This is a genomic window from Aeromonas sp. R7-5 (genome assembly GCF_040908015.1).
GTDB classification, from domain to species: domain Bacteria; phylum Pseudomonadota; class Gammaproteobacteria; order Enterobacterales; family Aeromonadaceae; genus Aeromonas; species Aeromonas caviae.
In genome coordinates, this window is sequence record NZ_JBFOCZ010000033.1 from 265501 (window position 1) to 290881 (window position 25381).

Here is a 25381-nt window from a genome sequence, read left to right on the forward strand (position 1 = left end):
CAGTTGGCTGTGATACATCTGGGCGCAAGACTGACAAGGCGAGAGAGCAAAATGGGCAAGAGAATGGTGGCGGCGGCCATGATGTGGGCGCTGTGCGGCAGCGCGATGGCGGCCCAGACCAGCTATGGCTGGATCGAGAAGGGGGTGCTGATGCCCTACGGAGTGGCGGTCAAGATGAAGCTCGATACCGGTGCCCTCACTTCGTCGCTGGATGCCCGCGACCTGAAGCATTTCAAGAAGGATGGCAAGCCCTGGGTGCGCTTCAACCTGGTGCTGACCGATGCCAATACCGACAAGGTGGTGCGCCGGAGCGTGGAGCGACCGGTGGAGCGCAGCGTGACGGTGCGCGGGGCGGGCGGCATGGAGGAGCGCCCGACGGTGACCATGTCCGTCTGCGTCGGGGACCAGGTCTACAAGGAGTGGTTCACCCTGCGGGATCGCAGCAAGATGCTCTACCCGGTGCTGCTGGGACGCCGTCTGCTGGCGGAGCTGGGACCGGTGGATTCGAGCCGGACCTTCACGGTACAGCCCACCTGCGACTAGGGTGGGGCTGCCATGAAAAACGGGGGCCTGGCCCCCGTTTTTCATGGCGTGCGCAAAGGCTGACCCGTCATGCCTGGCGCGAGGCGGGCAGCAGCACGCTCACTTCGAGCCCCCCTTCAGGCCGGTTGTGAATGTCGAGATCCGCTCCGTGAAGCTGGGCGATGCGCGAGACGATGGCCATGCCAAGGCCCACGCCATCCCCCTGCTGGGGATTGACCCGGAAGAAGCGCTCGCACAACCGGGAGAGGGCGGCGGTGGGGATGCCGGGGCCGTTGTCCCGCACATCCACCCGGATCCGGTTGCCCACCTGGCTCACCACCACGGCGACCTCGCCGCCCACCTGGGTGTAGCGCAGCGCATTGTCGATGAGGTTGCCGAACATCAGCTCCAGCAACATCGCCTGTCCCATTACCTGCACCTGTTCGGCGCCCTCCAGGGACAGCTGTTGATCCTTTTTCAGGGCGATGGGGGCCAGGGTCGCCAGGGTGCTCTGCAACAGGGGGAACAGGGGGAGGGCGGTGAGGGCCGGGCTCTGCTGGTTGTCGATGCGGGCCTGGGTCAGCAACTGGCGGATCAGCCGGTCGCTGCGATCGAGGGCCAGGAGCATCTTGCGCAGGGCCTGCTCCCGGCTCTGATCATCCTCGGCCGTCATGGCGTTCTCGCTGTGGATGCGCAGCACCGCGAGGGGCGTGCGCAGCTCGTGGGCGGCCTCGTTGGTGAACTGTTTCTCCCGATCAAGGGTGTCAGCGAGGGCGTGCATCAGCCGGTTGATCTCCCCCACCAGCGGCGTCAGCTCCTCGGCCTTGATGGCAAGATTGAGGGGGCTCAGGTTGGCGGGATGACGCTCGCCGATGGCTTGCGCCAGCTGGTGCAGCGGTGACAGCCCCCGGGTGATCAGCCACCACAGCAGACCGAGCAGGAAGGGCAGGGTGATGAAGAGGGGCAGCATGGTGAGGGTGGCCATCTTGCTGGCCAGCTCGCTGCGTTCGTCATCCCGCTCCGCCACGATGAGCCAGGTCTGTTCACCTTCGTTGTAGAGGGTAAAGGTGCGCCACTCGTGGTGATCCTTGGTCTCGCTGTTGAAGCCCCGCTCCAGGGTGGTCAACGGTTGGGCCGGGGCATTGGGCGAGCGCAGCAGCACGGCGCCCTGCTCGCTCAGCAACTGGAAGTAGAGGTTGTGTTCGAATTCATGGCCATAGGGGGTGAATTCGTTGTCCTGGCCGAACTGGAAGAAGCCGCCCTTCTCGATGTGGGGCGTCTCGGGGACGGCCTGCACCCACTCCTGGTACACGGTGCCGTTGCGCGGCAGCTCGCCGCTCTGCTTGAGATAGCGGCTGAGCAACTGGTTGGTGATGCGGGCGGACTGGGCGAGACGGGCATCAAACAGCTCTTCCATCTCGTGGTTGGCCTGCAGGTAGCCGATAAGGCCGCTGATGGCGAGGCTGAGGCTGACCAGGGCCAGGATGCCGGAGAGCAGGAAACGGCGGATGGAACGGACACGGCTCATGGGGCGGAGGCTCCTCTTGCGCCCTGGACGTCGAGCTGGGGCACGATGTAACCGACGCCGCGAATGTTGCGGATGAGCTCGGGGAAGAATTTCTTGCGCAGATGGTGAATGTGCACCTCCACCGCGTTGCTCTCTGCCCCCTCGTCCCAGCCGTAGAGGCTCTGTTGCAGTTGATCCCGGCTCAATACCCGGCCGCTTTGAGTGATGAGCTCCTGCAACAGCTTGTACTCGTGGGGGGTGAGCTTGACCGGCTCGCCCCGATAGGTGACCTGCTGTGACGCGGGGAAGAGCTGCAGCTCCCCGTACTCCAGCACCGCCTGGGCCTGCCCCTTGCTGCGCCGCACCAGGGCGCGCAGCCGGGCGTTGAGCTCCTGCAGGGCGAAGGGTTTGACCATGTAGTCGTCGGAGCCTGCATCCAGCCCCAGCACCCGGTCGTCCAGGGCATCACGGGCGGTCAGGATGAGCACGGGCAGGATCTGCCCCTCCCGGCGCAACTTGCGCAGCAGGCTGATGCCGTCGATGTCCGGCAGGTTGAGATCCAGGACAAGGGCGGCAAACTCCTCGCTCTTGAGCGCCGAGAGGGCCGGCATCCCCTGCTGGAGCCAGTCCACCGTGTAGCCGCTGCTGCGCAGGGCATCCACCATGCCGTCTCCCAGCATCACATCATCTTCCACCAACAGGATCCGCATTGTTCTCTCCCTCAAACGACACTGCCCACCAGTATGCAAGCTGGTGGGCAGAGTTGAAATAGCACACTGTGCTGCTTGTGTTTACAGCTTGGCGAGACGCTCGCGAATTTCCATTCTGCGGCCCTCGTCCGCCACCTCGCGGCCAGGGCGCGCCGGGGCGGCCAGGGCCTTGTCCAGATAGACCTTCGCCTGTGCCTTGTCACCCTGATCCAGCAGGAAGTCGCCGTAGAAGAAGTTGGGGTCGATGCCGGTGGGATTGATGGCCAGCGCCTGCTTGAGCAGCTTCTCCGCCTTTTCGTCGTCACCAAAGCCCACCGGCCAGCCCGGTACCTGGTAGTAGAGGGAACCCAGGCTGGTGTAGGCCGAGCCTTCCAGCGCCTTGGGATCCTGCTTGATGGCGATCTCGAGCTTGGCCTTGGCCTCCTTCACCAGACCAAGGGCGCCGAGGCCGCCCTTGGCCCCCGCCCAGGTGCTCTTGACGATGGCGGACCAGATCAGCAGATCGGTGCGAAATGCCTCCTTGGCACTCGCCTCATCGGCCTTGGCACTCAGGCTCTCCAGGCAGCTCTCCTTGGCGTTGCCGGTCTGCTGGTACTGGCAGTGGGCCCACTCCTGCTGAATGGTGGGCAGGGCATCGGCGGCCTGGGCCAGACCGCTTGCCAACAGGCCTCCCAGGGCGAGCAACAGGGGGCCGTGACCAAATCTGGGACGGAAAGTGGCGTGCTTCATCTCAATGTTCCTTCTCGTTTGTCGCACAGGCGGGATCGCTCCTGTGATCGGGGGTAGGGGAGGCGGTGCGGCGGGCGTGGCGCTCGATGATCGGGCGCTGCTTGGCCAGGGCCATGTCCACCAAGGCGGGCAGCAGGCCGTTGAGCCGCACAAAGAGCTTTTCCGGCCAGCCGAGCCAGCGGCGGCGGGTTTCGTTGCACAGGGCGATGACGGCCTCCTCGGCCACGTCCTGTGGGCTGTCGGTCCGGGTGCCGAGCTCGGCATTCATGGCATAGGCCGCCTCGGAGTTGAGGTGGGTGCGGGTGGCGCGGGGGGCAAAGTGCAGCACCTTGATGCCGGTTCCCTCCAGCTCCCGCCCCAGGGACTCGCTGAAGCCGCGCATGGCGAACTTGCTGGCGCAATAGACGCTGTAGCCGGCAAAACCGATGGCCCCGAGGCTGGAGCCGATGTTCATGATGATGGCGGGCTTGCGCAGCCGGGGCAGCAGGGCCCGGGTGAGCTGGATGGGCGCCTCGACGTTGAGCAGCAACTGGCGTGTCACCTGCTCGCTGCTCTGATCTTCCAGCCAGGCGAACTGGTTGCAGCCCGCACTGTTGATGAGCACGTCCAGCCCCTCGTCCAGGGCCGGATGTTGCAGCAGCTGCGCCCGCTCATGGGGAGAGCCGAGATCGGCCGTCACCGTCTGGTGGCGATCCGGATGAGGCAGCTCCCGGCGCAGGCGCTCCAGGGCGCTGGCCCGACGACCGTGCAGCAGCAGATGGGCACCCTGGGCCGCCAGTTCATGGGCCAGGGCTTCACCAATGCCGCCACTGGCGCCAGTCAGCAGTATGCGTTTGCCTTCAAGCTTCATTGGCATGATCCCGTGAGCTGATAGAGCATGTCGCCATAGAGGCGGTAGACCACCTTGGCGGCGTGAATGATGGCGGCCTGATCGGCGGCATCTTCCACCCGGTTCATCAGGGATTCGAAGAACTTGAGGTGCTCCTGGTCCAGGGCCCCGTGGGAGCTCAGGTAGCTCATGGCCTGGGGCGGCAGACCCAGACCGCTCTTGAGCTGGTCGGCGACGGTCAGGGCGATGGCAACGCTGGTGCCTTCCAGCACCTGCACCATGCCGAAGAAGCCCATGGGGTTGCCGCGCTGGATCTGGTCGTAGAGGAAGGCCACCATCAACTCGATGGGCAGGCCCGGCTGGCCGTGGCGCACCGCCTCGGCATCACCGCCGCAGGCACGGATGTCGTTCAGGATCCACTCCTGATGGCCGTACTCCTCGTCGATGTACTCCCTGATGGCGCCACGCACCCATTCGTACTCCTGCCCCAGCTTGCCGCCGGTGGCCATCAGGAGCGGCACCGTGTGGCGCACGTGGTAGTAGGCCTGTGCCAGGAAGGCGAGGTAGGTGTCACGGCTGATGTCGCCGCGGCGGCAGGCCTCGATGATGGGGGCGTTGAACAGGCGTTCGCGCTCGCAGGCGGTGGCTTGTTGCAGGGTCTGGTAGAAGCTCATGAGGTCTCTCCTGTGAGGCATTGGCTGATCTGCCGGGAAAAATGGTGATAAATCTCGTTGCGACGGGGGCGCCCGTTGGCCGTCAGCAGGCCAGGGAGCTGATCCAGGGCGACCGGCAACCAGTGATGGATGCGGGCGTAATCGGGCAACTGCTGGTTGAGCCGGGCAATCTGCTCTGGCAATTGGGACTGGCTGCCCGGCAGCGGCTGGATAAGGGCCACGTTGGCGGGCTGACCATCACCGAAGATGACGATGCGGGCGATGGCCGGGCAGAGCTGGGCCTGGGCTTCCACCCACTCCGGGGAGAAGTTGCGGCCAAAGGCGGTGATCTGCACGTTCTTCTTGCGCCCCGTGATATGGAGATAGCCCTCCTCGTCGATCCGACCCAGATCCCCTGTGGCGATTTGGCTGCCCGTCTCGCCCTCTTCCCCCAGGTAGCCCAGCATGGCGCTGCCGCTGACCATGACTTCGCCGTCTACGGCGATCGTCACCTGGCAGTGGGGCAGGGGCAGGCCGACGCTGCCGGGACGATCCCCGTGGGGGCCGTTCAGGGCGACCACGGAGCCGCATTCGGAGAGACCGTATCCCTCATAGACCGGCAGCCCCGCCGCACGGGCGTGAGCGATGAGTTCGGGGGCGACCTTGCCGCCGCCCACGGCGACGAAGCGCAGGGTGCCGAGCTGTGTCGCCAGGGCAGGGGTATTGAGGCACAGGGCCAGCAGCAGGCGCAGCAACTCGGGTACCAGCACCAGGCTGTGGCTGGGCCAGCGCAGCAGTGCATGGGCCAGGGCCGCAGGATCCAGCTTGCTGGAGCCCGAGAAGCCGAGTTCCCCCAGGGAAGGGATGCGGCTGCAGGCGCCGGTCAGCAGCGGTACATACAAGCCGGTCAGGTTCTCCAGCAAGGTGGTGAGGGGCAGCAGGGTCAGGTGTTTCTCAACCCGGGCAGGGGCCACCCGCAGGGCAAGGGATCCGCAGACCGCCGTCATCTGTTCCAGCGACAGGCAGACGCCCTTGGGTTGCCCCGTGGTGCCCGAGGTATAGGTGATCTTGGCGGTGCCCGCCGGCAGCTCGGGGAGGCGGGCCGGGATGCGGCGCCACAGGGGCACGGCCTGCTCATCGGGTCTGCTTGCCATGAGCACGAGGGGCGAGCCGGCTTGCCACCCCTGGTGCTCCGGGCCGACCAGGGCGTCTGCTCCGCTGCTTTCCAGCAGCCACGTCTGCTGCGCCGGACTGAAGAAGTGGGGAACCGGGATGACCACGATGCCGGCCCAGGTGCAGGCGAGATCGATCAGCGCCCAGGGCAGGCCGTTGTCGAGTTGCAGGGCCAGGCGGCGGATGCCGGCCCCTTGCAGCACTCCAGCCAGTTGCTGGATCTGCTGCCACAGGCTCTGGTAATCCAGCTCACCCTGGCTGCCTAGCAGCGCAGGCTGGTGCGGGGTCTGGCTGGCATGGTGGGCGATGGTGTCGAACAGCGTCATTGCGCGCACCTCCTGTCGATGTCGGCATGGTTAAAAAGGCGGGGCATGGGCCCCAGCAGGTTGAGCAGCAGGCTGCTCTGTGCGAGCACCTCGCGCCCCTGGTTGATGTCGCCTGCCATCACCTTGGGCTGGCAGCGGTAGTATTCGCCCCAGGCGCTGGCATCCTCCCCCACCTGATGGGCCTCTGCGAGTGCCAGCTCCACCGGGTTGAGACGCAGGCGGGTAAAGCTGTTGCGCAGCTTGGCTGTGCCGGTGAACACCACGTAGTCCAGGGCGTTGTCACACAGCAGACGACACAGCGCGGCAAACATCAGGCGGGCGTGACCCGGTTCGCTGCAAGCAAGATTGCCCACTTCGATGATGCGGTGGCGGGCCGGACGTACCCCGAGACGGGTCTCGATGGCGGCTTCGACAGGCTGCTCCAGATATTGCTCCAGATAGAGCGGTTGCTCGTGTTCGCCATGGCAGGCCTGGTTAAGGCCGCAGGCACCGACCAGCACGCCATCTGCCCGGTAGAGCCCGAGCAGGCAGGGCAGAAAATGGGGAATGCGGGCGTTGAACTCGAGGGTGTAGGCGGCCTGGATATAGGTTTGCAGCGCCATGACCTGCTGCGGGGATTCGGCCAGGATCAACCGGTAGGGGGCTTGGATCTCGATGGTCATGGTTGGCTCCTTCTCTTGCGATGGGATGAGAGTAAAAGGGCAAACTTAAGAAACCCTTAAGGCGCAAAAAAAGACGAAAAAAACTGGCGGGGGTGAACGGGGGTCGATGGGGGCTCCAGACAAAACAGTTGCCAGCAGCGGGCGTGGCAGGCAATCTGCCCCGCTGTCGCCACCCGAGGAGCTGCCATGTCATCCCCTGTTCACTGTCCCCTGTGTCTCTCCCCTCGGCGCCATGCCCTGCCGGTGGCGGGCAAGGGCTATTACCGCTGCCTAGCGTGCGAGCTGGTCTGGATGGACGAGGCGGACCACCTGGACGAGGGGGCCGAGAAGGCGGTCTATGACGGGCACGACAACCGGGTGGACGATCCCCGCTACCGGGCCTTTCTGATGCGTGCCTTTGGCGAGGTGCTGGCCCGGGTGTCGCCTCCTGCCAGCGGCCTCGATTTTGGCTGCGGCCCCGGGCCCGCCCTCATCGCCATGGGGCGGGAGGCGGGCTTCGAGATGGCGGGCTACGACAAGTTCTATGCCGACGACCCAGAGTGCCTGACAAGGCAATACGACTTCATCACCAGCACCGAGGTGATAGAGCACATCGCCACCCCCCGCGCCGTGCTGGACACGCTCTGGGACTGCCTCAAGCCCGGCGGGGTGCTGGTGTTGCAGACCCAGCGGGTGCTGGGGGACGAGCGCTTCAAGACCTGGCGCTATCGCCACGATCCCACCCACATCGTCTTCTTCGCCGAGGCCTCGTTCCGTGCCCTGGCGGTCCGCTGGCAGGCAGAGGTCGAGTTTCCCCACGCGGATGTGGCGGTGTTCACCAAACCCTGAGCCGGGCGTTTTCATTTGGCCATGAGTTGGGCATGCTGGTGGCCTGATACCCAGGAACGGATGCCCCTATCTCCATGTCGATCCCCCACCTCTCATTGCAAGACGCTCGCCACCTGCAACTGGCGGCCCAGGGGCTGCTGACCCCGCGCCGCGCCAGAGCAACCCCCGCCGACCTGCTCGCCTGCATTCGCCGCATGGCGTTGCTGCAGATAGACACCATCTCCGTGGTGGCCCGCAGCCCCTATCTGGTGCTGTTCAGCCGTCTCGGTCACTACGATCCGCGCTGGCTGGAACAACTGCTGGCCGATGGTGACCTCTTCGAATACTGGGCTCATGAGGCCTGTTTCGTCCCCCGGGAAGATTACCGGCTGCTGCGCCATCGCATGCTGGATCCCGCCGCCATGGGCTGGAAGTTCTCCGCCCAGTGGCTCAAGACCCACGGCGGCGAGATAGCGCAGATAGTGGAGCGCATTCGCCAGGATGGCCCGGTGCGGGCGGCAGACTTCGAGCGCAAGGGGGGCAAGGGCAACGGCTGGTGGGACTGGAAGCCGGAGAAGCGCCATCTGGAGGTGCTGTTTACCGCAGGTCAGCTGATGGTGCGCGAACGGCGCAATTTCCAGCGGGTTTACGATCTCGCCGAGCGGGTCATGCCGGAGTGGAATGACGAGCGGGATCTGCCGAGTCCTGATCTCGCCCGGCGGGACATGGTGCGAGCCAGTTGCCGGGCGCTGGGGCTGGTCAAGACCGGCTGGGTGGCGGATTACTATCGCCTTAAACGGGGGAAATACGACGCCCTGCTCCACCAACTGACGGACGAGGGGGAGCTGTTGCCGGTACGAGTGGAGGGGTGGCAGCACGGAGCCTTCGTTCATGCCTCCCTGGCCGATGAGCTGGTCCGGGCCCAGGCGGGCACCCTCAAGGCGAGCCACACCGCCGTGCTCTCGCCCTTTGACCCGCTGGTGTGGGATCGCAAGCGGGCCAGCGAGTTGTTTGGCTTTGACTATCGCATCGAGTGCTATACCCCGGCCCCCAAGCGCCAGTACGGTTATTTCGTGCTGCCGTTGCTGCATCGCGGCAAGCTGGTGGGCAGGATGGACGCCAAGGCCCATCGCAAGGAGGGGGTGTTTGAGGTCAAGAGCCTCTATCTGGAAGACGGGATCAGGGTGACCCGGACCCTGGCCCAGGATCTGGGCAAGGCCATCCATAAGCTGGCGGAGTGGCACCAGACCCCGACCCTGCGCTACGGCGCCATCCCTGCGCCCTTGCAGGCTCAATGGCAGGAGGTGGCACGCTGAGGAAGGACGCCTACCCTCGCATCAAGCCGGGCAGCACCAGCGCAACGGCCGCGGCGATGCGCGCGCGAATGTCGCTGCCCGGCGCCAGCAAGCCGAGCGCCATCTGGCGCAGCGGCTCCGCCATGGTCATCGCCAGCAACAGATCGCTGGTTTGGCCGGTGTCCAGCTCCCGCAGCCAGCCCAGTTGCTGCTGGCGCTGTAGCCACACCGCCAGCGTCGCTCTGCCACGGGCAATACCGTTCTCCTGATAGGCCGTCAGCAGGGCATCCCGCCCCGCGAACTCATGCTGCAGCAGCCGGAACATGCCCACCGCCGGTGCGCTCAGCACCTGTCCCGCTATGGCCTGCAAGCCCAGCTCCAGCATCTCCCCCAGCGCGCCTGGATGAGCGGCATCCTGCTCGAAGGCCGGCTGGAAGGCATCGGTCCAGCTGCGCACCGCCTGCGCTATTAGCTCGTCGCGATTGGCGGCGAAGCGGTAGAGGGTCTTCTTGGCAACCCCCGCCTCTTTGGCCACCGCATCCACGGTCGCAGCGCTGTAGCCTCCCTTGAGCAATAAGGTCAGCGTCGCCTCGGCGAGGGCGGCGCGAAGGTCGGCTTCCGGGGTGACCGGACGGCCTCGTGAGCGTGTTTCTTCATCGTTCTGGTGCGACATATGGGCTCCTGGAAAGCATTGACAGACTAAGCATACAGGCATAGCGTAATTTAAGAAACGAACATCGTTTCCTAAATTTATGGGAGTCATATCATGCATCCTTCTGCCCTGTTTGCCCCCTGGGGCGTCAATGACATCAATGAGTTGCTCAGTCCGCAACCCCTTCGCCTGGAAATGGGTCTGACCCGCAGCACCGACGGCCTGCTGACGGTCGCCATCCGCACCGATCTGCACGGCTGCAAGGGGCGCATGCTGGATTGGTGGTTCACCTTCTTCGAGACGACCCAGCACATCAGGTGGTGGCACCCCCACGACCACGTCGAGCACCGGGGCTGGGATCATCACTGGAAAAAAGGGGAGCGCTTCGTGGGAGCCAGCATAGAGGCGGTAGAGTGGCTTGCCGAGCTGCCGCCGGTGGCAGCTCGCCTCAAGTTCCACGGCGCCGAAGAGGTGTTCGCCCCGCAATCGCTACACGAGGCGCGGGAGACGCAGGCTCTCTCTGCCGCCATCTGCGCCCGTATCGGCTTTGGCGACGAGGTAGCGCTGGATGACAACGGTGCGCCGCTGGATGGCGAGATGCTGCACCTGGCGCGCGATACCCCCTATGGCTGTGTGCTGCGCAGTCGTTTTCTGCTGGGCAAGGCCTGCGCCAATCCGTTTGACGAGGTGCCGGACGAGATAGGCTTCAACCTGATGCGCCACTGCTACAGCGAATTCAGCTATCTGGCGCAGTTTCTGCCGTCGCTCTACTACGCGGAAAACGGTCGTGAGCCGGCACCGAGGCTCTGGTGACGGATGCCGAACGAGTGCGCAGGCCAGCTGCCGGATGGAGATGAGCCGCGGAAGATGGTCATAAAAAAACCGGGCACTGGGCCCGGTTTGTCATGCAGTCAGGATGTGCTTACTGGAGCACCAGCACCATCAGCAGGCCGACGGTGATGGCGGACACCAGGAAGGCGAAGCCATAGAACACATAGTGGTGCAGCTTGGTGGTGTGGATCCCCAGATCATGCAGGCCGTGGTAGATGCGGTGCATGCCGTGCCAGACGGGCAGGGCGATGATCACCAGCAGGATGCAGGCACCCCACCAGGAGCTGGCGAATGCCAGCACGCGCTCGTAACTCATGGTCTCCACATCCATGATGCCCATGGGCACCAGCAGACCTGTGATGAGGACAATGACCGGCAGCAGCATGGCAACCACCATGCCACCCGCACCAAACAGACCCCAGTAAATTGGCTCGTCAGAACGTCTCATATTTTTTCCTCAAATCATGATTGAGTGATCGTGGCCAACGTTTCTGAGTGAGAGCCCGGTACCAAACAGACACCAATAACCGGGTTCGTCAGAACGTCTTATGGTTTTCTCCTCAGGCCACGATGATCAGGACAAGCAGGGATACCGCCGCCAGCGCCACATACTGGGCGATGACGATCGGCTTCTCCGGCACCAGGTCTTCGCCACGGAAGATGCGCATGGCTTTCGGGGCCAGGGCGAACCAGGTCTTGGCGTGGAACAGGCAGGCTGCCAGGGCGATGACGTGGAACAGGATGGCAATGGGGCTCTGCAGGGATTCCAGCCAGCCATTGAATGCCTCCTGACCCTGTACCAGGCGCAGCAGACCCCACATCAGCACGACGGCGTAGATGGAGACGAAGATGCTGGTGCCTTCGCGGATCATGTAACCGGTGTAGAAGGCATTCTTCAGCCACCAGTCTTTCTTCATTTCGCGCACGTAAGGCTTACGTTTGCTCTGGGTGTTGTTCATGGTCTCACTCCTGGTCTCAATCCGGCTTGAACATGGCGATCATGTAGTCCTTGGCGCTCTCGACCTTGCCAAGCTGGATGGCGGCGGCCGGATCCACGCCTTTCGGGCACACTTCGGAGCAGTAGCCCACGAAGGTACAGCCCCAGACGCCCTCGTCCTGGCTGATGATCTTCATCCGCTCCCTGGACGCGCTGTCGCGGTTGTCGGCGTTGTAGCGATAGGCCAGTGCCAGGGCCGCCGGACCGGTGAACTTCTTGTTGATGCCATATTGCGGGCAGGCCGCGTAGCACAGACCGCAGTTGATGCACATGGAGAACTGGTGATACTTCGCCATGTCAGCCGGCGTCTGGGTGTACTCGCCATCGCACAGGCTGCGCGGCTCAGACGGGATGATGTAGGGCTTGATGCTCTCCAGCTTCTCGATGAAGTCGGACATGTCGACCACCAGATCGCGCTCGATGGGGAAGTTGTTGAGCGGCTCGATAGTCATCTTGCCAGGCAGGTAGTCGCGCAGGAAGGTCTTGCAACCGAGTTTCGGAATGCCGTTGACCATCATGCCGCAGGAGCCGCAGATCGCCATCCGGCAGGACCAGCGGAAGCTCAAGGTGGAGTCCAGATGATCCTTGATGTATTGCAGCGCATCCAGCAGGGACATCTCTTTGAGGTAGGGCACCTGGAAGGTCTGCATCCAGGGCTCGTTATCCTGCTCGGGACGGTAGCGCAGGATTTCAATTTCGATCATCTCAGCCATTCTTCTTAGCCTCGTCTTGTTTCTCACCCTCGGAACCGTACACGCGCTTGGCCGGTTGGGATTTAGTGATCTTCACATCGGAATAGTCGATGGTCGGGGCCCCTTCGCCGTTGTAGAAGGAGAGAGTGTGCTTGAGGAAGTTGACGTCATCGCGCTCCTCGTAACCGTCCAAACGCTGGTGGGAACCGCGGGACTCTTTGCGGTTGATGGCGGAGTGCGCCATGGCTTCCGCCACGTCCAGCATGTAGCCCAGCTCGATGGCGTACAGCAGGTCGGTGTTGAAGACCGAGGACTTGTCGTTGATCTTGATCTTCTTGTAACGGGCTTTCAGCTCGTTGATCTTGTCGATGGTACCCTGCATCAGCTCTTCGGTACGGTAGATACCGACACCGGCTTCCATGGACATGCCCAGTTCGTTGCGGATATCCGCCGGGTTTTCGGTGCCGTCAATGTCGAGCAGGGAGAGGTGCTGCTTGATGAGCGCCTCGGCCTTGGCGACCAGCGCCTGGGTGTTGCCGTGTTGCTGGGTGGCGGCAAACTCGGCTGCCTGCTCACCGGCCACCTTGCCGAAGACCACGATCTCAGACAGGGAGTTGGAACCCAGACGGTTGGCGCCGTGCAGACCGACGGAGGCACATTCGCCAGCGGCATAGAGACCGGCCAGACGAGTGGCGCACTTGCCGTCGGTTTCGATGCCACCCATGGTGTAGTGGGCGGTCGGACGTACCGGAATCGGCTCTTTTACCGGATCCACACCCACATAGGCCTTGGCCAGTTCGCAGATGAAGGGCAGACGCTCTTTCAGGTACTTCTCGCCAAGGTGGCGCAGGTCGAGGTGAACCACGTCGCCCATGGGGCCCTGGATCACGCGGCCTTTTTGCTGCTCCTGCCAGAAGGCCTGGGAGAGACGGTCGCGCGGACCCAGCTCCATGTGCTTGTTCTTCGGCTGGCCGACCGGGGTTTCCGGGCCCAGACCGTAATCTTGCAGGTAGCGATAGCCATCCTTGTTGAGCAGGATGCCACCCTCACCACGACAACCTTCGGTCATCAGGATGCCGGTGCCCGGCAGACCGGTCGGGTGATACTGGACGAACTCCATGTCCCGCAGCGGTACGCCGTGGCGGTAGGCCAGGGCCATGCCGTCACCGGTGACGATGCCGCCGTTGGTGTTGTAGCGATAGACACGACCTGCGCCGCCGGTGGCCAGCACCACGGACTTGGCCTGGATGAAGCGGGTGATGCCGTTCTGGATGTCAAAGGTGACGACACCCTGGACACGGCCATCTTCCACGATGAGATCCAGACAGAAGTGCTCGTCGAAGCGCTTGATGGTCGGGTACTTGATGGAGGTCTGGAACAGGGTGTGCAGGATGTGGAAGCCGGACTTGTCGGCGGCGAACCAGGTGCGGGGGATCTTCATCCCGCCGAAACGGCGCACGTTGGCCTTGCCGTCCGGTTTGCGGCTCCAGGGGCAACCCCAGTGCTCCAGCTGGATCATCTCGTTGGTGGCGTTGTTGACGAAGTACTCGACTACGTCCTGCTCACACAACCAGTCACCACCGGAGACGGTGTCGTTGAAGTGGTTTTCCAGGGAGTCGTCATCGCGGACGACGCCTGCGGCGCCACCTTCGGCGGCCACTGTGTGGCTGCGCATCGGATAGACCTTGGAAATCAGGGCGATTTCCAGCTCCGGGTGGGCTTCTGCAATGGCGATTGCGGCACGCAGGCCACCGCCACCGGCACCGATGATGGCAACATCGGTCTTGATAATATCCACATCTGCCTCCTTAGGGATAGATTTGCTGGGCACGATTTTGCTCTATGAAAAAAATTCAGGCTTGATGCAAGTCAAACTGCTTTGTTTTAGTGCTTGGCAACGGTGGTTTTTATTAAAACCACCCCATTCCTTGGATGAAAATGCCGTCATTATCGCCATCCATCAGTGATCTGGATCAGCCGTACTCGCTACTCTGGTGATTTTAACTCCAAGATTATACGTAGTTTTCTTTCAAAAAAATGAGAAATGCCTCTCTTTTTGGGTATTACCCATAAAGTTTTTAAGTTTTTTATCAAAACAGTTTAATGATAACTATTATCACGATGACATATCGAGATTAGGCATCAAAAAAGTAATGTGAATATAGCCATGGCAGACTGCGCCCGTCTCCCACACATGGGCAAAAGGAGATGTCGATCACAGGGTTGAGGGTCTCGAAAGGGGATTATAACCGTTGAAACAAAAAGGGTTTATAAAAAAGGGGCCTGAACGGCCCCTTTCTTCCCATGGTCGATCAGATGCGGAACATGCCGACCTGATTATTCAATTCACCTGAAATATTTTTAAGCTGGGCCGACAGATTGCGGGAGCTGTCTGCATCCACTGCCAGCTCGTCCGAGACATCCTTGACCGCCTGGATGTTGCGGCTCACTTCGTCGGTGACGGCACGCTGTTCCTCGGCGGCGCTGGAGATCTGGGTCGCCATGTCGGAGATCTGGTTGATGGAGGTGGTGATCTGCTCCAGCGCCTGGGTCGCATCGTTGGCATCTTCCACGCTGTTCTGGGCCAGCAACTGACCCTCGTGCATGGTACTGACGGCGCCCTGGGTGTTGCGCTGCAGGGTCTCGATCATGCTGCGGATCTCGACGGTGGAGCTGTGGGTGCGCTGGGAAAGCACCCGCACCTCGTCGGCCACCACGGCAAAGCCGCGTCCCTGCTCGCCAGCCCGGGCGGCCTCGATGGCGGCGTTGAGCGCCAGCAGGTTGGTCTGCTCGGCGATACCCTGGATGGTGGAGAGGATGGTGTTGATCTCCTGGGCGTTCTTCTCCAGTTCCTGAATGATGCCGGAGGCCTGCTTGACCTGGGTGGCGAGATCCGTGATGGAGCGCTGGTTGCGGGCAATCACCTGCTTGCCGTGCTCGCAACTGCTGGAGGAGCTGCGGGCCGCTTCCGCGGTCTGCTCGGCGTTGCTGGCCACTTCGACGGCGGTGGCGGACATCTCGTGCACTGCGGTCGCAATCTGGGAGATCTCGTTTTGCTGGCGGGCCAGCCCCTGGTTGGATTTCTCCGCCATGTCGTGGGAAGACCTGGCCTGCTGGTTGAGCTGGGTGGAGGAGTTGGAGATGTCCTGCACCATGACGTGGATGCGCTCGATGAAGGTGTTGACGTGCTTGGCGACGGTACCGACCTCGTCTTCACGCTCGATCTTGATGCGACGGGTGAGATCGCCGTTGCCGCGGGAGAGATCGGCAATTGCCTCGCCCAGGGTTTTCAGCGGCGCCAGGGAGCCGTTGATGGCGACATAGGAGAAGCTCGCCACGATGAGGATGGTCAGCAATCCCTGAATGAGGGCGGAGGTGACCATGCGGGAGACGGACTGGTAGGCGACCGCTTCGTCCACCACGATGCCGAAATACCAGTTGGTGTTGGGGATCTCGGTGAGGTCGAACACGCTCGCCTTGCCGCTGATATCCATCTCGGAGATGGTGTTGTCATGGGCTAGCTCGTTGACCTTGGCTGCCGTCAGCTCCGGGGAGATGGCGGTGGCGGGTTTGAGGGTCAGATCCTTGTCCGGGTGGGCGATGATGGTGCCGTTGCTGTCCACCAGAATGGCATAGGTGCCTTCCGAGTTCATGGCGAGCACGTCTTTCACCAGACCGTCGATGGAGACGTCACCGGCGATGACGCCGTCGGTGTTGCCGCGACTGAAGGGCTCGGCGATGGTGATGATGAGCTGGCCGGTGGTGATGTCGGCATAGGGGGCCGTGATGGCGAGCTTGCCGGCGGCCATGGCGTCCTTGTACCAGGGGCGCTGGCGCGGATCATAGCCGGCCGGCAGATCGGTCGGCTTGCTCTGGATCATCCGGCCATCCTTGGTGCCCACGTAGACGAGATCGAAGTTGCCCGCATTCATGGACTGGGCCAGGTGGCTGAGGGGCTCGTCTTCCTTGGCGAAGGCTTCCTTGGTGGCGGTGACGAGATTGATGCGGGCGTCGAGCCAGCGGGAGATCCCCTTGACGTTGGCGACCGAGCTGTCGTCGATGAAGCTCCAGATCAGCCGCTGGGTTTCACTGCGCAACTGGGAGGTGTTGTACCAGACCTGCAGGCCGGTGATGACCAGAATGATGGCCCCGATGGAGAGGACCAGCTTGTTCTTGATGGATAGGTTCATGTTTACATCCTTGTGAGCGTCAGTCAGAGATCCATGGTGTTTGTTATTGTTATGAGCCAACTCTGTATCGGCTGGCTATGGACTTTATGTATCCCGGTGCACCGCATTTTTTCAATTCTTTTCACCTCCTTGTGGCCTGCCAGGCCGCGCCGATACTCAGCTGAATCGATCTGGCCGGTTGGTGAAGATACCATCGACACCCATGCTGGCGAGGGCGCTCCCATCACTCACTTCGTCGACTGTATAGACCAGGATCTTGAGCCCCCGGCGATGGGCATCCGCCACCAGGGTCTCGTCGACGAAATCCACGTCGCAGTTCAGTGACCAGGCCCCCAGCGTCTCGGCGAAGGCGGCGCCGTCGAGGGGCAGGCTGGCCGTGAGGGCGCCGATCCTGATTTCCGGTCGCAGTCCCTTGAAGCGTAACAGCTCGCGATGATGAAAGGAGGAAACGATCCAGTGCGCCTGGGTAAAGCCAAGCTCGGCCTCGGCCCGCCTGGTCAGGGCGGCCACCGGCTCGGCGGTGTGGGCGCCCTTGAGCTCGATGTGCAGTTCGCAGCGCCCCGCCACCAGTGCCATCACCTGCCACAGGGTCGGGATCCGCTCCCCGTCCCCCGCATCCAGGCTCGCCAGGTACTCCCGGGATTGCCCGGTCAGCACACCCTGGCCGTTAGTGCAGCGATCCAGTCGCCGGTCGTGGAAGACCCAGAGCTCTCCGTCGGCCCACTGCACGTCCAGCTCGATGGCTTTGGCACCCAGATCCAGCGCCAGGCTCATCGCCTTGAGGGTATTCTCCGGGGCCAGGCCGCTGGCACCGCGATGGGCAATGATCTGCATGATGGCTCCTGTTGTCGTCTTTGGGGGCTTCATCCCCGGCTCATCCGGATGTCGATCTGCTGATGTGGCAGATGCATGCCGACCTGGCCGAGTTTCTCCAGGATCAGGGAATGCACCTCGTGCGTAATGGGCATCCTGTGATCCATGTTGTTGACGTAGAGCCGGATCTCGTAGATGAGGGCCGAGTCGGTGAACTCGATGAGGAACACCTCCGGGGCGGGCGTATCCAGCACCAGGGTGGATTCGCGCACGCTCTGCTCCAGCAGTTGCTGTACCTGCTTGGGATTCTGGGTCAGGCCGATCCGAATGCGCAAGCGGACCCGGGTGATGGCATCGGACAGGGACCAGTTGATGAACTGCTCGGTGATGAAGGCCTTGTTGGGGACGATGATTTCCTTCCTGTCCCAGTCCACTATGGTGGTGGCGCGGGTCTTGATCTTGGTGACGGTGCCGGTGAGATCCCGGATGGTGACGGTGTCACCCAGGCGGATCGGTTTTTCGAACAGGATGATGAGACCGGAGACGAAGTTGGCGAAGATCTCCTGCAAGCCGAAGCCCAGCCCCACAGAGAGTGCTGCCACCAGCCACTGGGTTTTGGACCAGTCGATGCCGAGCATGGAGAAGCCGGTGAGGGCGCCAATCAGCAGCACCAGGTACTTGCTCACCGTGGTGAGGGCGAAGCCGGTGCCGGGGGAGAGGCTCAGGTGCTGGAGCAGGGTGAGCTCCATCAGCCCTGGCAGGTTGCGGGCGGTGACCACCGTCAGGATAAACGCGAAGACGGTCAGCATCAGATCCTGCAGGGTGATGGCGGAGAGCTGCTCGATGCCGGCCACCTTGCTGCTCACCTGCCACACCTCGATGCTGCTGAGGAAGCTGAATGCCGAGTTGAGATCCGACCATTGCACCACCACCAGCATGGTGAAGCCCAGCATCAGCAGGGTGCGCACCAGGCCGAGGGACTGGGCGCTGATGGTATCCAGATCCAGTTCGGGCTCCTCCACCACATCGGGGATCTCGGAGCTGAGATCGTCCTCTTCCCGCTCCCGCTGCGCCAGGATCTCGGCCCGCTTCTGCTTGGCGCGATCGAAGGCGAGTCGGCGGCGCTGGATCAGCATCCAGCGGTGGGCCAGATAGTAGACGAGCAGGCAGCCGAGCCCCGCCAGCAGGCTCAGCTCCAGCTGGCGCAGCAGGGTGCGGGAGGTGTAGAAGTAGCCGAACAGGGCGCCCAGCACCGCCAGCAGCGGGGCCAGCATCAGGCTGTTCCAGATGAAGTGGTGCAGCAGATGGGGCTTGGTCATGTCTGCCTGACCCCAGGTGAGGGGCAGTTTTTCCCGGTTGAGGCGGGCAAAGAAGAGCAGCAGCCAGAGGGCCCCGATGATGAAGGCGAGGCGTCCCAGGGAGTCGTAGAAGGCGTGCTCCTGATAGCTGCTCGCCATGCCCTGCACGAAGAAGCTCGGGATCAGCACCAGCAGCAGGGTACGAAATTGTCCCCATACTCGCTGCACCCGCTCCTTCTGCCAGCGGAAGTGGAGGATGAGGATCCCCTTCTCCAGGGTGAGGTGGCGCGCCACCAGCAGGGCCAGCAGCAGGAACCAGATTTCACCCAGGCCCCGGGCCACCGCCACCGCGAAGGGATATTGCCAGGCGCCGTCCAGCAGGCCGTGCACCATGAGCACCATGGCGGGCAGCGGCAGGGCGGCGAGGACGGAGCGCACCAGCAACCGGCTGGTGAGGCTGAACTTGTCCTGGGTTACCTTGCCGATGCGCGGGGCAATGTAGTGGCTGTATTGAATGAGGTGGCGAGCCAGTTTCAGCCAGCACCAGGCCAGCCCCAGCAGCCCGAGGCCAGCCAGGGTCAGGCTCAGGGGGTTGTTCTCGGCGATGGCCCTGGGCAGTTGCAGCCAGTTGGCCGGGTTGAAGGCAAGGCCGAGGGCGGCCGGGACGCCGAGCAGCACCGCCGGGCTCAGGGGGCGCACGTCCGGCATCCAGAACAGATGACTGGCACTGAGTTCGCGGATCTCGTCGATCTTGCTGTTCTGGCGGCTGTAGAGCAGCTTGAGGCGGGTCTGCTCCTGAATGAGGGTGTCGGAGGCATCGTTGAGCCGGGTCAGCAGTTGCCGCCTCGCCTTGAGCAGGTTGTCCAGCACGGCGCGCTGGGCCCTGTCCAGGGTGATGCCGTCTCCACTGAGCAGGCTGTTGCGCAGCTGGACCGGATCCTTCAGGGCATCCTGCTCGGTCTCGTACTGGTATTTGGCCATGCGCGCCTTGACGATGGCTGACTCCAGCCGCTCCAGCGGGAAGTAGGCGGGCAGATCGGCCAGCTTGCTGCGCAGGTTCTCGCCGTAGGCGTTGCTTATCTGCAACCACTCCAGCTGTTCGCGTACCGAATTGACCAGCTCGTTGAGCCCGGAGAGGGAGGTGTCCACCCCCCGCTGCTCGTCCTGCACCCGTTCAATCTGGTCCTCGAGGGCCCCCAGTTGGAGGGAGAGGGCCTGGTTTTGCTGCTGTTGCTCCTGCAAGAGGGGGAGGTCAGAGGTGAGCTGGCGGCGCAGGCGTTCGCTCTCGGCCAGGGCCTGCTCGGTCTTGTCCCGGCGCAGTTGGTTCTGCTGGGCAAGCAGACTGGTCTGCCACTCATCCTCGTCGGTGATGGCGAGGTTGAGCTCCTGCAGCTTGAGCTTGCCCAGATCGTTGCGCTGCTGGGCGGAGAGCTGCTCCAGCTCCAGCATCTGGATCCGGTCGGAGAGGCTCTGCTCTTTGAGTCGGGTGGCCAGTTGCTGGGCCTCCTGCAACCTGTCCGACTCGTTGCTGAAGCTCAGGCGATCGAGCAGGGAGCGGGTCTGGAGCAACTGCTTGCGCAACTCGTCGACCCGCAGGTGATATTCCTGGCCCGTGCTCTCAAGCTGGTTGAGGCTGTCGGTCACCGCCTGACGCTCCTTGCGCAGGTTGAGCTGGCGGTTGCTGCTCAGGCTGATGGCCTGGCGAAGGGCATCCTCCTTGAGGGAGGAGAGGGACGGGCGGGACTGGGGCTGATAGTTGTGCAGCCCCTCCTTGAGACGGGCGGACTCCTTGGGGTAGTCGATGAGGATCTGCTGGTAGGCCTTGCCCTGTTCCCGGTAGCGCTGGGCATCCCGGGCATATTGCAGCGCCTGCTGGTAGCTCTCCCGCAGTTGCTGGTTTTCCGGGGTATCCGTCTTGGGGATGCTTTGCAGCAGCTCCTCTACCTGAGTGATGGCATCATCAGCCTGGACAGCGGAGAAGGGGAACAGGCTGAGACAGAGCATCAGACAGAGCAGGCGTTGCAACATGGCGCACGTTTCCGTTCAGGAGAAGTCGCCCTAGCCTAAAGCAGGGGCCGGGGCGGGTAAAGCCCTCAAGATGAATGATCCACGGCACAAATAACGGGTGATCCGGGTCTTGTTTGGCTATTATTCTGGCCGTTCCCCTTCATTGAGCAATTTATGTCCTCCGTCGATCTGGGCACGGCCCCCCTTTCCCGCCTCTTCTTGCGTTACGTCACCCCCACGGTGGCCGCCATGCTGGTCACCGGCATCTATGTCACCATAGACGGCATCTTCGTCGGCCATATCCTGGGCCAGGACGGGCTGGCCGGCATGATGCTGGCGTACCCCATCTGCGCCGTGCTCTACGCGGTGGGTGCCCTGATCGGCATGGGATCCTCGTCGCTGGCCTCCTTCTATCTGGGCAAGGGGGAGCAGGCCAAGGCGCGCCACATCGTCGGCAATGCCCTGGTGATGGTGCTCATCGCCTCCGCGCTGCTCGCCTTCATTGGCATTCGTTACGGCGAGGCCATGCTTGTCTGGATGGGGGCGCAGGGGGTCATCTTCGACGCAGGCTTCGCCTATCTGCAGTGGTACGCCTGGCTCGGGGTGTTCGCGGTGCTCTCCATGGCCTTTACCGCCCTGCTGCGCAACGACGGGCGACCCGGCCTCACCACCTGGATCCTGGTGGGGGGCGGCGTGCTCAACGTGCTGCTCGACTACCTGCTGATGGCGGTGATCCCCTGGGGGCTGGCGGGGGCCGCCATCGCGACCATGCTCTCCCAGGCGGTCACCGGGGGCCTGTGCCTGTGGCACTTCTTCACCCCCCGCAGCCAGTTGCGCATTCGCTGGGATACCCTGGTGCCCGACTGGCGGCTGATGGGGGAGACATTGCGACTCGGGGTGTCGAGTTTTCTGATGTACCTCTACCTCTCGGTGGTGCTGGCGCTGCACAACAAGGCGCTGCTCTCGGTGGGCACTTCGCTGCACGTGGCCGCCTATGGGGTCATCAGCTACAGCGAGGCCTTCTTCTATCTCATCTTCGAGGGGATCGCCATGGGCATCCAGCCCATCGCCAGCTTCAATGCCGGGGCGGGCAACTGGGCACGGGTGCTGCGGGTGCGTAACCTGGCATTGGGAGTGACCATGGCGGTGGCACTGTGCGGGATGATCCCGCTGTATCTGTGGCCGGAGGCAGTGGTTTATCTGTTTGCGGGGGACAATGCTGCCCTGTTGCCGGTGGCGACCCTCGGTATCTGGCTCTACTTCTGGGGGCTGCCCATGGAAGGCTTGCTGCTGGTGGGGGCCACCTATTTCCAGGCCATCAACCGGGCCCGCATCGCTTCCCTGCTCACCGGCGGCAAGTTGGTGCTGATCGGCGGTTTCCTGTGGGGCTTCTCCTCCCTGTGGGGAGTGGCCGGTGTCTGGCTGGCGCTGCCCACTTGCAGCACTCTGCTGGTCCTGGTGATGTGGCGGGCGATGAACAGGGAGGGGCGCCAGCACAGCGCTGCCTGAGATGTGGTCATGCGTCCATGAAAAAGGCAGCCTTGGCTGCCTTTTTCATTTTGAGTGCCCCTGCCTGTGGGCGGCAGGTCGCCGGCCTCAGGGCTTGAAGGCGCCGATAAAGATGGCGGGGTCGACGCGGGCGTCGTTGAGGCTGACGTTCCAGTGCATGTGGGGACCGGTGGCGCGGCCGGTGGCGCCGACCCGGCCGACGATGCCGCCGCGGGGCAGGCTCTGGCCCAGCTTCACGTCCACTTTCGACATGTGACAGAACATGCTGATGAGGCCCTGGCCGTGGTCGACGAACACCGTATTGCCGTTGAAGAAGTAGTTGCCGATGAGGATGACCTTGCCAGCGGCTGGTGCCTTGATGGGAGTGCCGGCTCCGACCGCGAAGTCGAGGCCGGAGTGGGGGTTGCGCTCCTCGCCGTTGAAGAAGCGGCGCAGCCCGAAGGGGCTGGAGAGCGGGCCCTGGACCGGCTTGTCAAACAGCAGGTTGCTCGGCTGAGCCGGGCTGAAGGTCTGGTAGGCGCGGGTCTGTTCGGCAAGCTCCCGGTTGATGCGGGTCATGTCTTCGGCCAGCGGATTGACCTGGCGGCTGTTCTTGAGCTTGATGTGCTGCTCACGGTAGTGCTTGGTGCCGACCGTGAAACTCAAGGTGCGGCCATCGCTGGTGGTCACCTGATGGGGGCCGGGCGCGCTCTTGAGCGGGATGCCGACGATGGCGATCCACGTCTTCCCGTCTTCCTGTACCACCAGCACAGGCTTGTCCTGATAGCGCACTGCGGGTGCCTTGGCCCCGCTTCCCAGTGGTACCACGGCCACGCCCCCCGGCACCGGGTGGTTGAGCAGGCGGCTGATAAACCCCGGTTCGGCGTGAAGCGCAGGGCTGCCGAGCAGCAGGAGAAGAAAGAAGAGGCGGCGCATGATGGCTCCATCGGATCAGGGGGAAAGCAAGAGGGGGAGATGATGCCACATTCTGGCGGTGCTGTCCGTCAACCGTGGCCGATAAACTCGTCGGCTGCGGCCCAGAAAGACGCAACGGACACGCCATTGCAGCGAGGTGAATGCTCTGGTTGCGGGTGCCCGCCTTCCCTTCGACCTTGCCAGCCTGAGCAGGGGCCGCTGCGCTACAGCTTCTCGGGGGTGCTCGCGAGCGACAACCGCTTCATCACCACCAGCCTGGCCGGTGTCGGGGTGGGCATGGTCGAGCAGGGGGCCCTGACCCCTATTCCATTCGATACCGCCATCGCGGTACCCTACTCGGCGGCGACCCAGGCCACCGACTACAAGGTGAGGCTCTACCCGACCCGGCTGCCGGGCCAGGTAGTACGCACCGGCCCCTACACCGGCACCATCATGGTCACGGTGAGCGTGCCCTGAGGAGACGCCGCTTCGCCCCTATTTTTCGACGAGGTCAATGATGAACAGTGACAGGGCCCTGCGCCACGAACCCAAACGCCATGGCATAGGACAGGGCTGGATCTGGATCCGCACCGGATTCGACATCTTCAACAAGGGGATGGGTGCCAGCGTGGCCATGATAGTGCTCTGGTTTGTGGTGGGCATCGTACTGGATCAGCTGCCGGCGGGGGGCTTGATCTCCCAGTTGCTCTACATGGTGTGGGGGGCTGGCTGGGTGGCGGTGGCGCGGCGGGGTCACCAAGGCGAGGCGCTGCAATTTGGCGACTTCTTTGCCGGTTTCCGCCATCGGTTGACCCCCTTGATGCTGGGGGGCCTGATGGTGCTCGGCCTCATCATGGGGATCCTGATGATCTGCGTGTTCCTGCTGCACCAGTGGGGACTCACCGGCCTGTTGTCCGCGGATCCGGGCTCCCTGGCGCTGACCCCGGAGCAGGCACAGGGCTTCCTCGTCTGTGCCCTGGTGGGATTGGCACTGTTCGTTCCCGTGCTGATGGCCATCACCTTCGCCCCCGCCCTTATCCTCTTCCATCAGGTCGGGGTCTGGCAGGCAGCCAGGCTCAGCTTCAAGGGATGTCTGCGCAACATGTGGCCCTTCCTCTGGTGGGGGCTGCTCGGGGCTGTGCTGATCTTCTTTGGCGCACTCCTGATGCTGGTGGGCCTGCTGGTGGTGCTGCCTGCCATCAACTACTCCATCTATGCCGCCTATCACGACATCTATCTGGAGGATCAGGAGGCCGAGGAGGGAGAGACCCCGGTCAAGGCATTCGGTTTCGAAGCCTGACCGGGCACAGGATGGAGCAAAGAGGGGCCGCGAGGCCCCTTTTTTGTGCGGCTCGCAGGGATCAGAGAGAGGGAGGGGCTTCCTGCCACAGGGGATCGTCCGCCATCCGCTCCACGAGAAAGTCGAGGAAGCTGCGCAGCAGGGGGGACATCTGTTTGCGGGTGCCATAAACGGCATAGACGCCGAGGCGCTTGGGCTGCCACGGGGTGAGCAGGGGGACCAGGGCGCCGCTTGCCAGATGGGGGTGAACCGAGTAGGCGGGTTGCAGGCTGATCCCCGCCCCGTCTAGGGTGGCGGCCAGCAGCAGGTTGGAGATGTTGGCGCTGAGGTTGCCGCTCACCGGGACGGATTCGGGACCATCGGGCCCCAGAAACTCCCACAGGCTCTTGCCGAAATAGGTGTAGGTGAGGCAGTTGTGCAGTGCCAGATCCTGCACCTGCTGCGGCGGAGCATGGCGGGCCAGGTAGGCGGGGCTGGCGCACACCACCGAGTGGCAGGTGCCGAGCCTGCGGGCCACCAGGTTGGGATCGAGGTCGTTGGTGATGCGCAGGGCGAGATCGATTCGCTCCTCCACCAGATTGACCGTCCGGTCCAGCAGCAGGATGTCGATCGCCGTGCCGGGGTAACGGGCCAGGTAGTCGTTCGCCGCCCCGACCAACAGGGCTTCGGAGAGAGAGTAGCTGCTGGTGATGCGCAGTTGCCCCTTGGGGGCCTCGTCATGGCGGATGGCCAGGTGTTCCATCTCTTCCCCCAGGGCCAGCATGGCTCTGGCCCGGTTCAGCGCCTCTTCTCCCGGCCCGGTCAGGCTCAGCCGGCGGGTGGTGCGGTGCAGCAATCTGGCCCCCATCCAGCGTTCCAGCTCGGCCAGGTAGCGCGACACCATGGCGCGGGACATCTCCAGTTTCTCCCCGGCGCCGCTCAGGCTGCCCTGTTCCACCACGCAGACGAAGACCCGCAATGCGGTCAGCCTATCCATCTTGCGCCC

24 protein-coding genes are annotated in these 25381 nt (G+C 63.4%); 7 read left to right on the forward strand and 17 right to left on the reverse strand.

The genetic code is table 11. The features are described 5' to 3' along the window. Window positions 1-63 precede the first annotated feature (63 nt). Entirely contained in the window at window positions 64-543 is a 480-nt protein-coding gene (locus AB5Y53_RS16610; protein WP_368182886.1) for an ATP-dependent zinc protease, read from the forward strand. Window positions 544-610: 67 nt separating this feature from the next. Here the strand turns inward: AB5Y53_RS16610 and AB5Y53_RS16615 are convergent, their stop codons facing one another. The 7 genes from AB5Y53_RS16615 to AB5Y53_RS16645 all read right to left on the reverse strand — a co-directional run bounded on the left by AB5Y53_RS16615 (window position 611) and on the right by AB5Y53_RS16645 (window position 7111). Continuing rightward, a complete protein-coding gene (locus AB5Y53_RS16615; protein ID WP_182954761.1) occupies window positions 611-2050 on the reverse strand; it encodes an ATP-binding protein in 1440 nt (479 codons plus the stop codon). Continuing rightward, window positions 2047-2739: a response regulator gene (locus tag AB5Y53_RS16620; RefSeq protein WP_368182605.1), complete on the reverse strand. Its 693-nt coding sequence runs from the start codon at window positions 2737-2739 to the stop codon at window positions 2047-2049. Before AB5Y53_RS16620 ends, AB5Y53_RS16615 begins: the two co-directional genes overlap by 4 nt. Before the next feature lie 81 nt (window positions 2740-2820). Then, window positions 2821-3468, reverse strand: a complete 648-nt coding sequence (locus AB5Y53_RS16625; RefSeq protein ID WP_109422251.1) for a tetratricopeptide repeat protein — start codon at window positions 3466-3468, stop codon at window positions 2821-2823. A 1-nt stretch (window position 3469) separates the two neighbouring features. Then, window positions 3470-4318, reverse strand: coding sequence for an SDR family oxidoreductase (locus AB5Y53_RS16630; protein WP_368182607.1), 849 nt, complete (start codon window positions 4316-4318; stop codon window positions 3470-3472). After that, the gene (locus AB5Y53_RS16635; protein WP_039039563.1) at window positions 4315-4971 is read right to left on the reverse strand and encodes a TenA family transcriptional regulator; all 657 of its coding nucleotides are present in this window, start codon (window positions 4969-4971) and stop codon (window positions 4315-4317) included. Before AB5Y53_RS16635 ends, AB5Y53_RS16630 begins: the two co-directional genes overlap by 4 nt. Next, window positions 4968-6449 carry an AMP-binding protein gene (locus tag AB5Y53_RS16640; protein ID WP_368182609.1) on the reverse strand — a complete coding sequence of 494 codons (1482 nt, stop codon included), beginning with the start codon at window positions 6447-6449 and terminating at the stop codon, window positions 4968-4970. The genes AB5Y53_RS16635 and AB5Y53_RS16640 overlap by 4 nt, the downstream gene beginning before the upstream one ends. Further along, window positions 6446-7111, reverse strand: a complete 666-nt coding sequence (locus AB5Y53_RS16645) for a thermostable hemolysin (protein ID WP_041215639.1) — start codon at window positions 7109-7111, stop codon at window positions 6446-6448. Before AB5Y53_RS16645 ends, AB5Y53_RS16640 begins: the two co-directional genes overlap by 4 nt. Window positions 7112-7297: 186 nt before the next feature. Between AB5Y53_RS16645 and AB5Y53_RS16650 the strand changes: the two genes are divergently transcribed. After that, window positions 7298-7939, forward strand: coding sequence for a class I SAM-dependent methyltransferase (locus tag AB5Y53_RS16650; RefSeq protein ID WP_368182611.1), 642 nt, complete (start codon window positions 7298-7300; stop codon window positions 7937-7939). Between the two features lie 74 nt (window positions 7940-8013). Beyond that, window positions 8014-9234 (forward strand): winged helix-turn-helix domain-containing protein, encoded by a 1221-nt coding sequence (locus AB5Y53_RS16655; RefSeq protein ID WP_368182613.1) that lies wholly within the window; start codon window positions 8014-8016, stop codon window positions 9232-9234. A gap of 10 nt (window positions 9235-9244) precedes the next feature. On the opposite strand, the gene AB5Y53_RS16660 is transcribed toward AB5Y53_RS16655, so the two are convergent. Next, a complete protein-coding gene (locus tag AB5Y53_RS16660; protein ID WP_368182615.1) occupies window positions 9245-9886 on the reverse strand; it encodes a TetR/AcrR family transcriptional regulator in 642 nt (213 codons plus the stop codon). A gap of 93 nt (window positions 9887-9979) precedes the next feature. On the opposite strand from AB5Y53_RS16660, the gene AB5Y53_RS16665 reads away from it, so the two are divergent. Then, the gene (locus tag AB5Y53_RS16665; protein WP_368182617.1) at window positions 9980-10678 is read left to right on the forward strand and encodes a hydrolase; all 699 of its coding nucleotides are present in this window, start codon (window positions 9980-9982) and stop codon (window positions 10676-10678) included. 109 nt (window positions 10679-10787) lie between these two features. On the opposite strand, the gene frdD is transcribed toward AB5Y53_RS16665, so the two are convergent. The 7 genes from frdD to mscM all read right to left on the reverse strand — a co-directional run bounded on the left by frdD (window position 10788) and on the right by mscM (window position 20714). Further along, window positions 10788-11144 (reverse strand): fumarate reductase subunit FrdD, encoded by a 357-nt coding sequence (gene frdD, locus AB5Y53_RS16670; protein WP_010673803.1) that lies wholly within the window; start codon window positions 11142-11144, stop codon window positions 10788-10790. A gap of 112 nt (window positions 11145-11256) precedes the next feature. Beyond that, a complete protein-coding gene (locus AB5Y53_RS16675; RefSeq protein WP_049636550.1) occupies window positions 11257-11655 on the reverse strand; it encodes a fumarate reductase in 399 nt (132 codons plus the stop codon). Window positions 11656-11671: 16 nt separating this feature from the next. Continuing rightward, window positions 11672-12406 carry a succinate dehydrogenase/fumarate reductase iron-sulfur subunit gene (locus tag AB5Y53_RS16680; RefSeq protein ID WP_042065016.1) on the reverse strand — a complete coding sequence of 245 codons (735 nt, stop codon included), beginning with the start codon at window positions 12404-12406 and terminating at the stop codon, window positions 11672-11674. Then, the gene (gene frdA / locus AB5Y53_RS16685; RefSeq protein WP_010673806.1) at window positions 12399-14183 is read right to left on the reverse strand and encodes a fumarate reductase (quinol) flavoprotein subunit; all 1785 of its coding nucleotides are present in this window, start codon (window positions 14181-14183) and stop codon (window positions 12399-12401) included. The genes AB5Y53_RS16680 and frdA overlap by 8 nt, the downstream gene beginning before the upstream one ends. 514 nt (window positions 14184-14697) lie before the next feature. Then, the gene (locus tag AB5Y53_RS16690; RefSeq protein WP_368182619.1) at window positions 14698-16575 is read right to left on the reverse strand and encodes a methyl-accepting chemotaxis protein; all 1878 of its coding nucleotides are present in this window, start codon (window positions 16573-16575) and stop codon (window positions 14698-14700) included. Window positions 16576-16731: 156 nt separating this feature from the next. Continuing rightward, window positions 16732-17409, reverse strand: a complete 678-nt coding sequence (locus AB5Y53_RS16695) for a glycerophosphodiester phosphodiesterase (protein ID WP_368182621.1) — start codon at window positions 17407-17409, stop codon at window positions 16732-16734. A gap of 29 nt (window positions 17410-17438) precedes the next feature. After that, window positions 17439-20714, reverse strand: a complete 3276-nt coding sequence (mscM, locus tag AB5Y53_RS16700; protein ID WP_139700416.1) for a miniconductance mechanosensitive channel MscM — start codon at window positions 20712-20714, stop codon at window positions 17439-17441. Window positions 20715-20867: 153 nt separating this feature from the next. Here mscM and AB5Y53_RS16705 point away from each other — a divergent pair, with 153 nt between their 5' ends. Beyond that, window positions 20868-22202, forward strand: coding sequence for an MATE family efflux transporter (locus AB5Y53_RS16705; RefSeq protein ID WP_368182623.1), 1335 nt, complete (start codon window positions 20868-20870; stop codon window positions 22200-22202). Window positions 22203-22289: 87 nt separating this feature from the next. Here AB5Y53_RS16705 and AB5Y53_RS16710 read toward each other — a convergent pair whose 3' ends face one another. Further along, window positions 22290-23117: a M23 family metallopeptidase gene (locus AB5Y53_RS16710; RefSeq protein ID WP_039039573.1), complete on the reverse strand. Its 828-nt coding sequence runs from the start codon at window positions 23115-23117 to the stop codon at window positions 22290-22292. Window positions 23118-23243: 126 nt separating this feature from the next. Between AB5Y53_RS16710 and AB5Y53_RS16715 the strand changes: the two genes are divergently transcribed. Together AB5Y53_RS16715 and AB5Y53_RS16720 are read left to right on the forward strand one after the other, a co-directional pair. After that, window positions 23244-23573, forward strand: coding sequence for a hypothetical protein (locus AB5Y53_RS16715; RefSeq protein ID WP_176698523.1), 330 nt, complete (start codon window positions 23244-23246; stop codon window positions 23571-23573). Window positions 23574-23613: 40 nt separating this feature from the next. Further along, window positions 23614-24396 (forward strand): BPSS1780 family membrane protein, encoded by a 783-nt coding sequence (locus AB5Y53_RS16720; protein WP_048208643.1) that lies wholly within the window; start codon window positions 23614-23616, stop codon window positions 24394-24396. A 61-nt stretch (window positions 24397-24457) separates the two neighbouring features. Here the strand turns inward: AB5Y53_RS16720 and AB5Y53_RS16725 are convergent, their stop codons facing one another. Beyond that, window positions 24458-25372: a LysR family transcriptional regulator gene (locus AB5Y53_RS16725; RefSeq protein ID WP_041215629.1), complete on the reverse strand. Its 915-nt coding sequence runs from the start codon at window positions 25370-25372 to the stop codon at window positions 24458-24460. Window positions 25373-25381 lie beyond the last annotated feature (9 nt).

Coding starts and splice junctions, on each gene's coding strand:
- AB5Y53_RS16610 (WP_368182886.1), top strand. CDS start 64: ATGGTGGCGGCGGCCATGATGTGGGCGCTGTGCGGCAGCGCGATGGCG.
- AB5Y53_RS16615 (WP_182954761.1), bottom strand. CDS start 2,050: ATGAGCCGTGTCCGTTCCATCCGCCGTTTCCTGCTCTCCGGCATCCTG.
- AB5Y53_RS16620 (WP_368182605.1), bottom strand. CDS start 2,739: ATGCGGATCCTGTTGGTGGAAGATGATGTGATGCTGGGAGACGGCATG.
- AB5Y53_RS16625 (WP_109422251.1), bottom strand. CDS start 3,468: ATGAAGCACGCCACTTTCCGTCCCAGATTTGGTCACGGCCCCCTGTTG.
- AB5Y53_RS16630 (WP_368182607.1), bottom strand. CDS start 4,318: ATGAAGCTTGAAGGCAAACGCATACTGCTGACTGGCGCCAGTGGCGGC.
- AB5Y53_RS16635 (WP_039039563.1), bottom strand. CDS start 4,971: ATGAGCTTCTACCAGACCCTGCAACAAGCCACCGCCTGCGAGCGCGAA.
- AB5Y53_RS16640 (WP_368182609.1), bottom strand. CDS start 6,449: ATGACGCTGTTCGACACCATCGCCCACCATGCCAGCCAGACCCCGCAC.
- AB5Y53_RS16645 (WP_041215639.1), bottom strand. CDS start 7,111: ATGACCATCGAGATCCAAGCCCCCTACCGGTTGATCCTGGCCGAATCC.
- AB5Y53_RS16650 (WP_368182611.1), top strand. CDS start 7,298: ATGTCATCCCCTGTTCACTGTCCCCTGTGTCTCTCCCCTCGGCGCCAT.
- AB5Y53_RS16655 (WP_368182613.1), top strand. CDS start 8,014: ATGTCGATCCCCCACCTCTCATTGCAAGACGCTCGCCACCTGCAACTG.
- AB5Y53_RS16660 (WP_368182615.1), bottom strand. CDS start 9,886: ATGTCGCACCAGAACGATGAAGAAACACGCTCACGAGGCCGTCCGGTC.
- AB5Y53_RS16665 (WP_368182617.1), top strand. CDS start 9,980: ATGCATCCTTCTGCCCTGTTTGCCCCCTGGGGCGTCAATGACATCAAT.
- frdD (WP_010673803.1), bottom strand. CDS start 11,144: ATGAGACGTTCTGACGAGCCAATTTACTGGGGTCTGTTTGGTGCGGGT.
- AB5Y53_RS16675 (WP_049636550.1), bottom strand. CDS start 11,655: ATGAACAACACCCAGAGCAAACGTAAGCCTTACGTGCGCGAAATGAAG.
- AB5Y53_RS16680 (WP_042065016.1), bottom strand. CDS start 12,406: ATGGCTGAGATGATCGAAATTGAAATCCTGCGCTACCGTCCCGAGCAG.
- AB5Y53_RS16690 (WP_368182619.1), bottom strand. CDS start 16,575: ATGAACCTATCCATCAAGAACAAGCTGGTCCTCTCCATCGGGGCCATC.
- AB5Y53_RS16695 (WP_368182621.1), bottom strand. CDS start 17,409: ATGCAGATCATTGCCCATCGCGGTGCCAGCGGCCTGGCCCCGGAGAAT.
- mscM (WP_139700416.1), bottom strand. CDS start 20,714: ATGTTGCAACGCCTGCTCTGTCTGATGCTCTGTCTCAGCCTGTTCCCC.
- AB5Y53_RS16705 (WP_368182623.1), top strand. CDS start 20,868: ATGTCCTCCGTCGATCTGGGCACGGCCCCCCTTTCCCGCCTCTTCTTG.
- AB5Y53_RS16710 (WP_039039573.1), bottom strand. CDS start 23,117: ATGCGCCGCCTCTTCTTTCTTCTCCTGCTGCTCGGCAGCCCTGCGCTT.
- AB5Y53_RS16720 (WP_048208643.1), top strand. CDS start 23,614: ATGAACAGTGACAGGGCCCTGCGCCACGAACCCAAACGCCATGGCATA.
- AB5Y53_RS16725 (WP_041215629.1), bottom strand. CDS start 25,372: ATGGATAGGCTGACCGCATTGCGGGTCTTCGTCTGCGTGGTGGAACAG.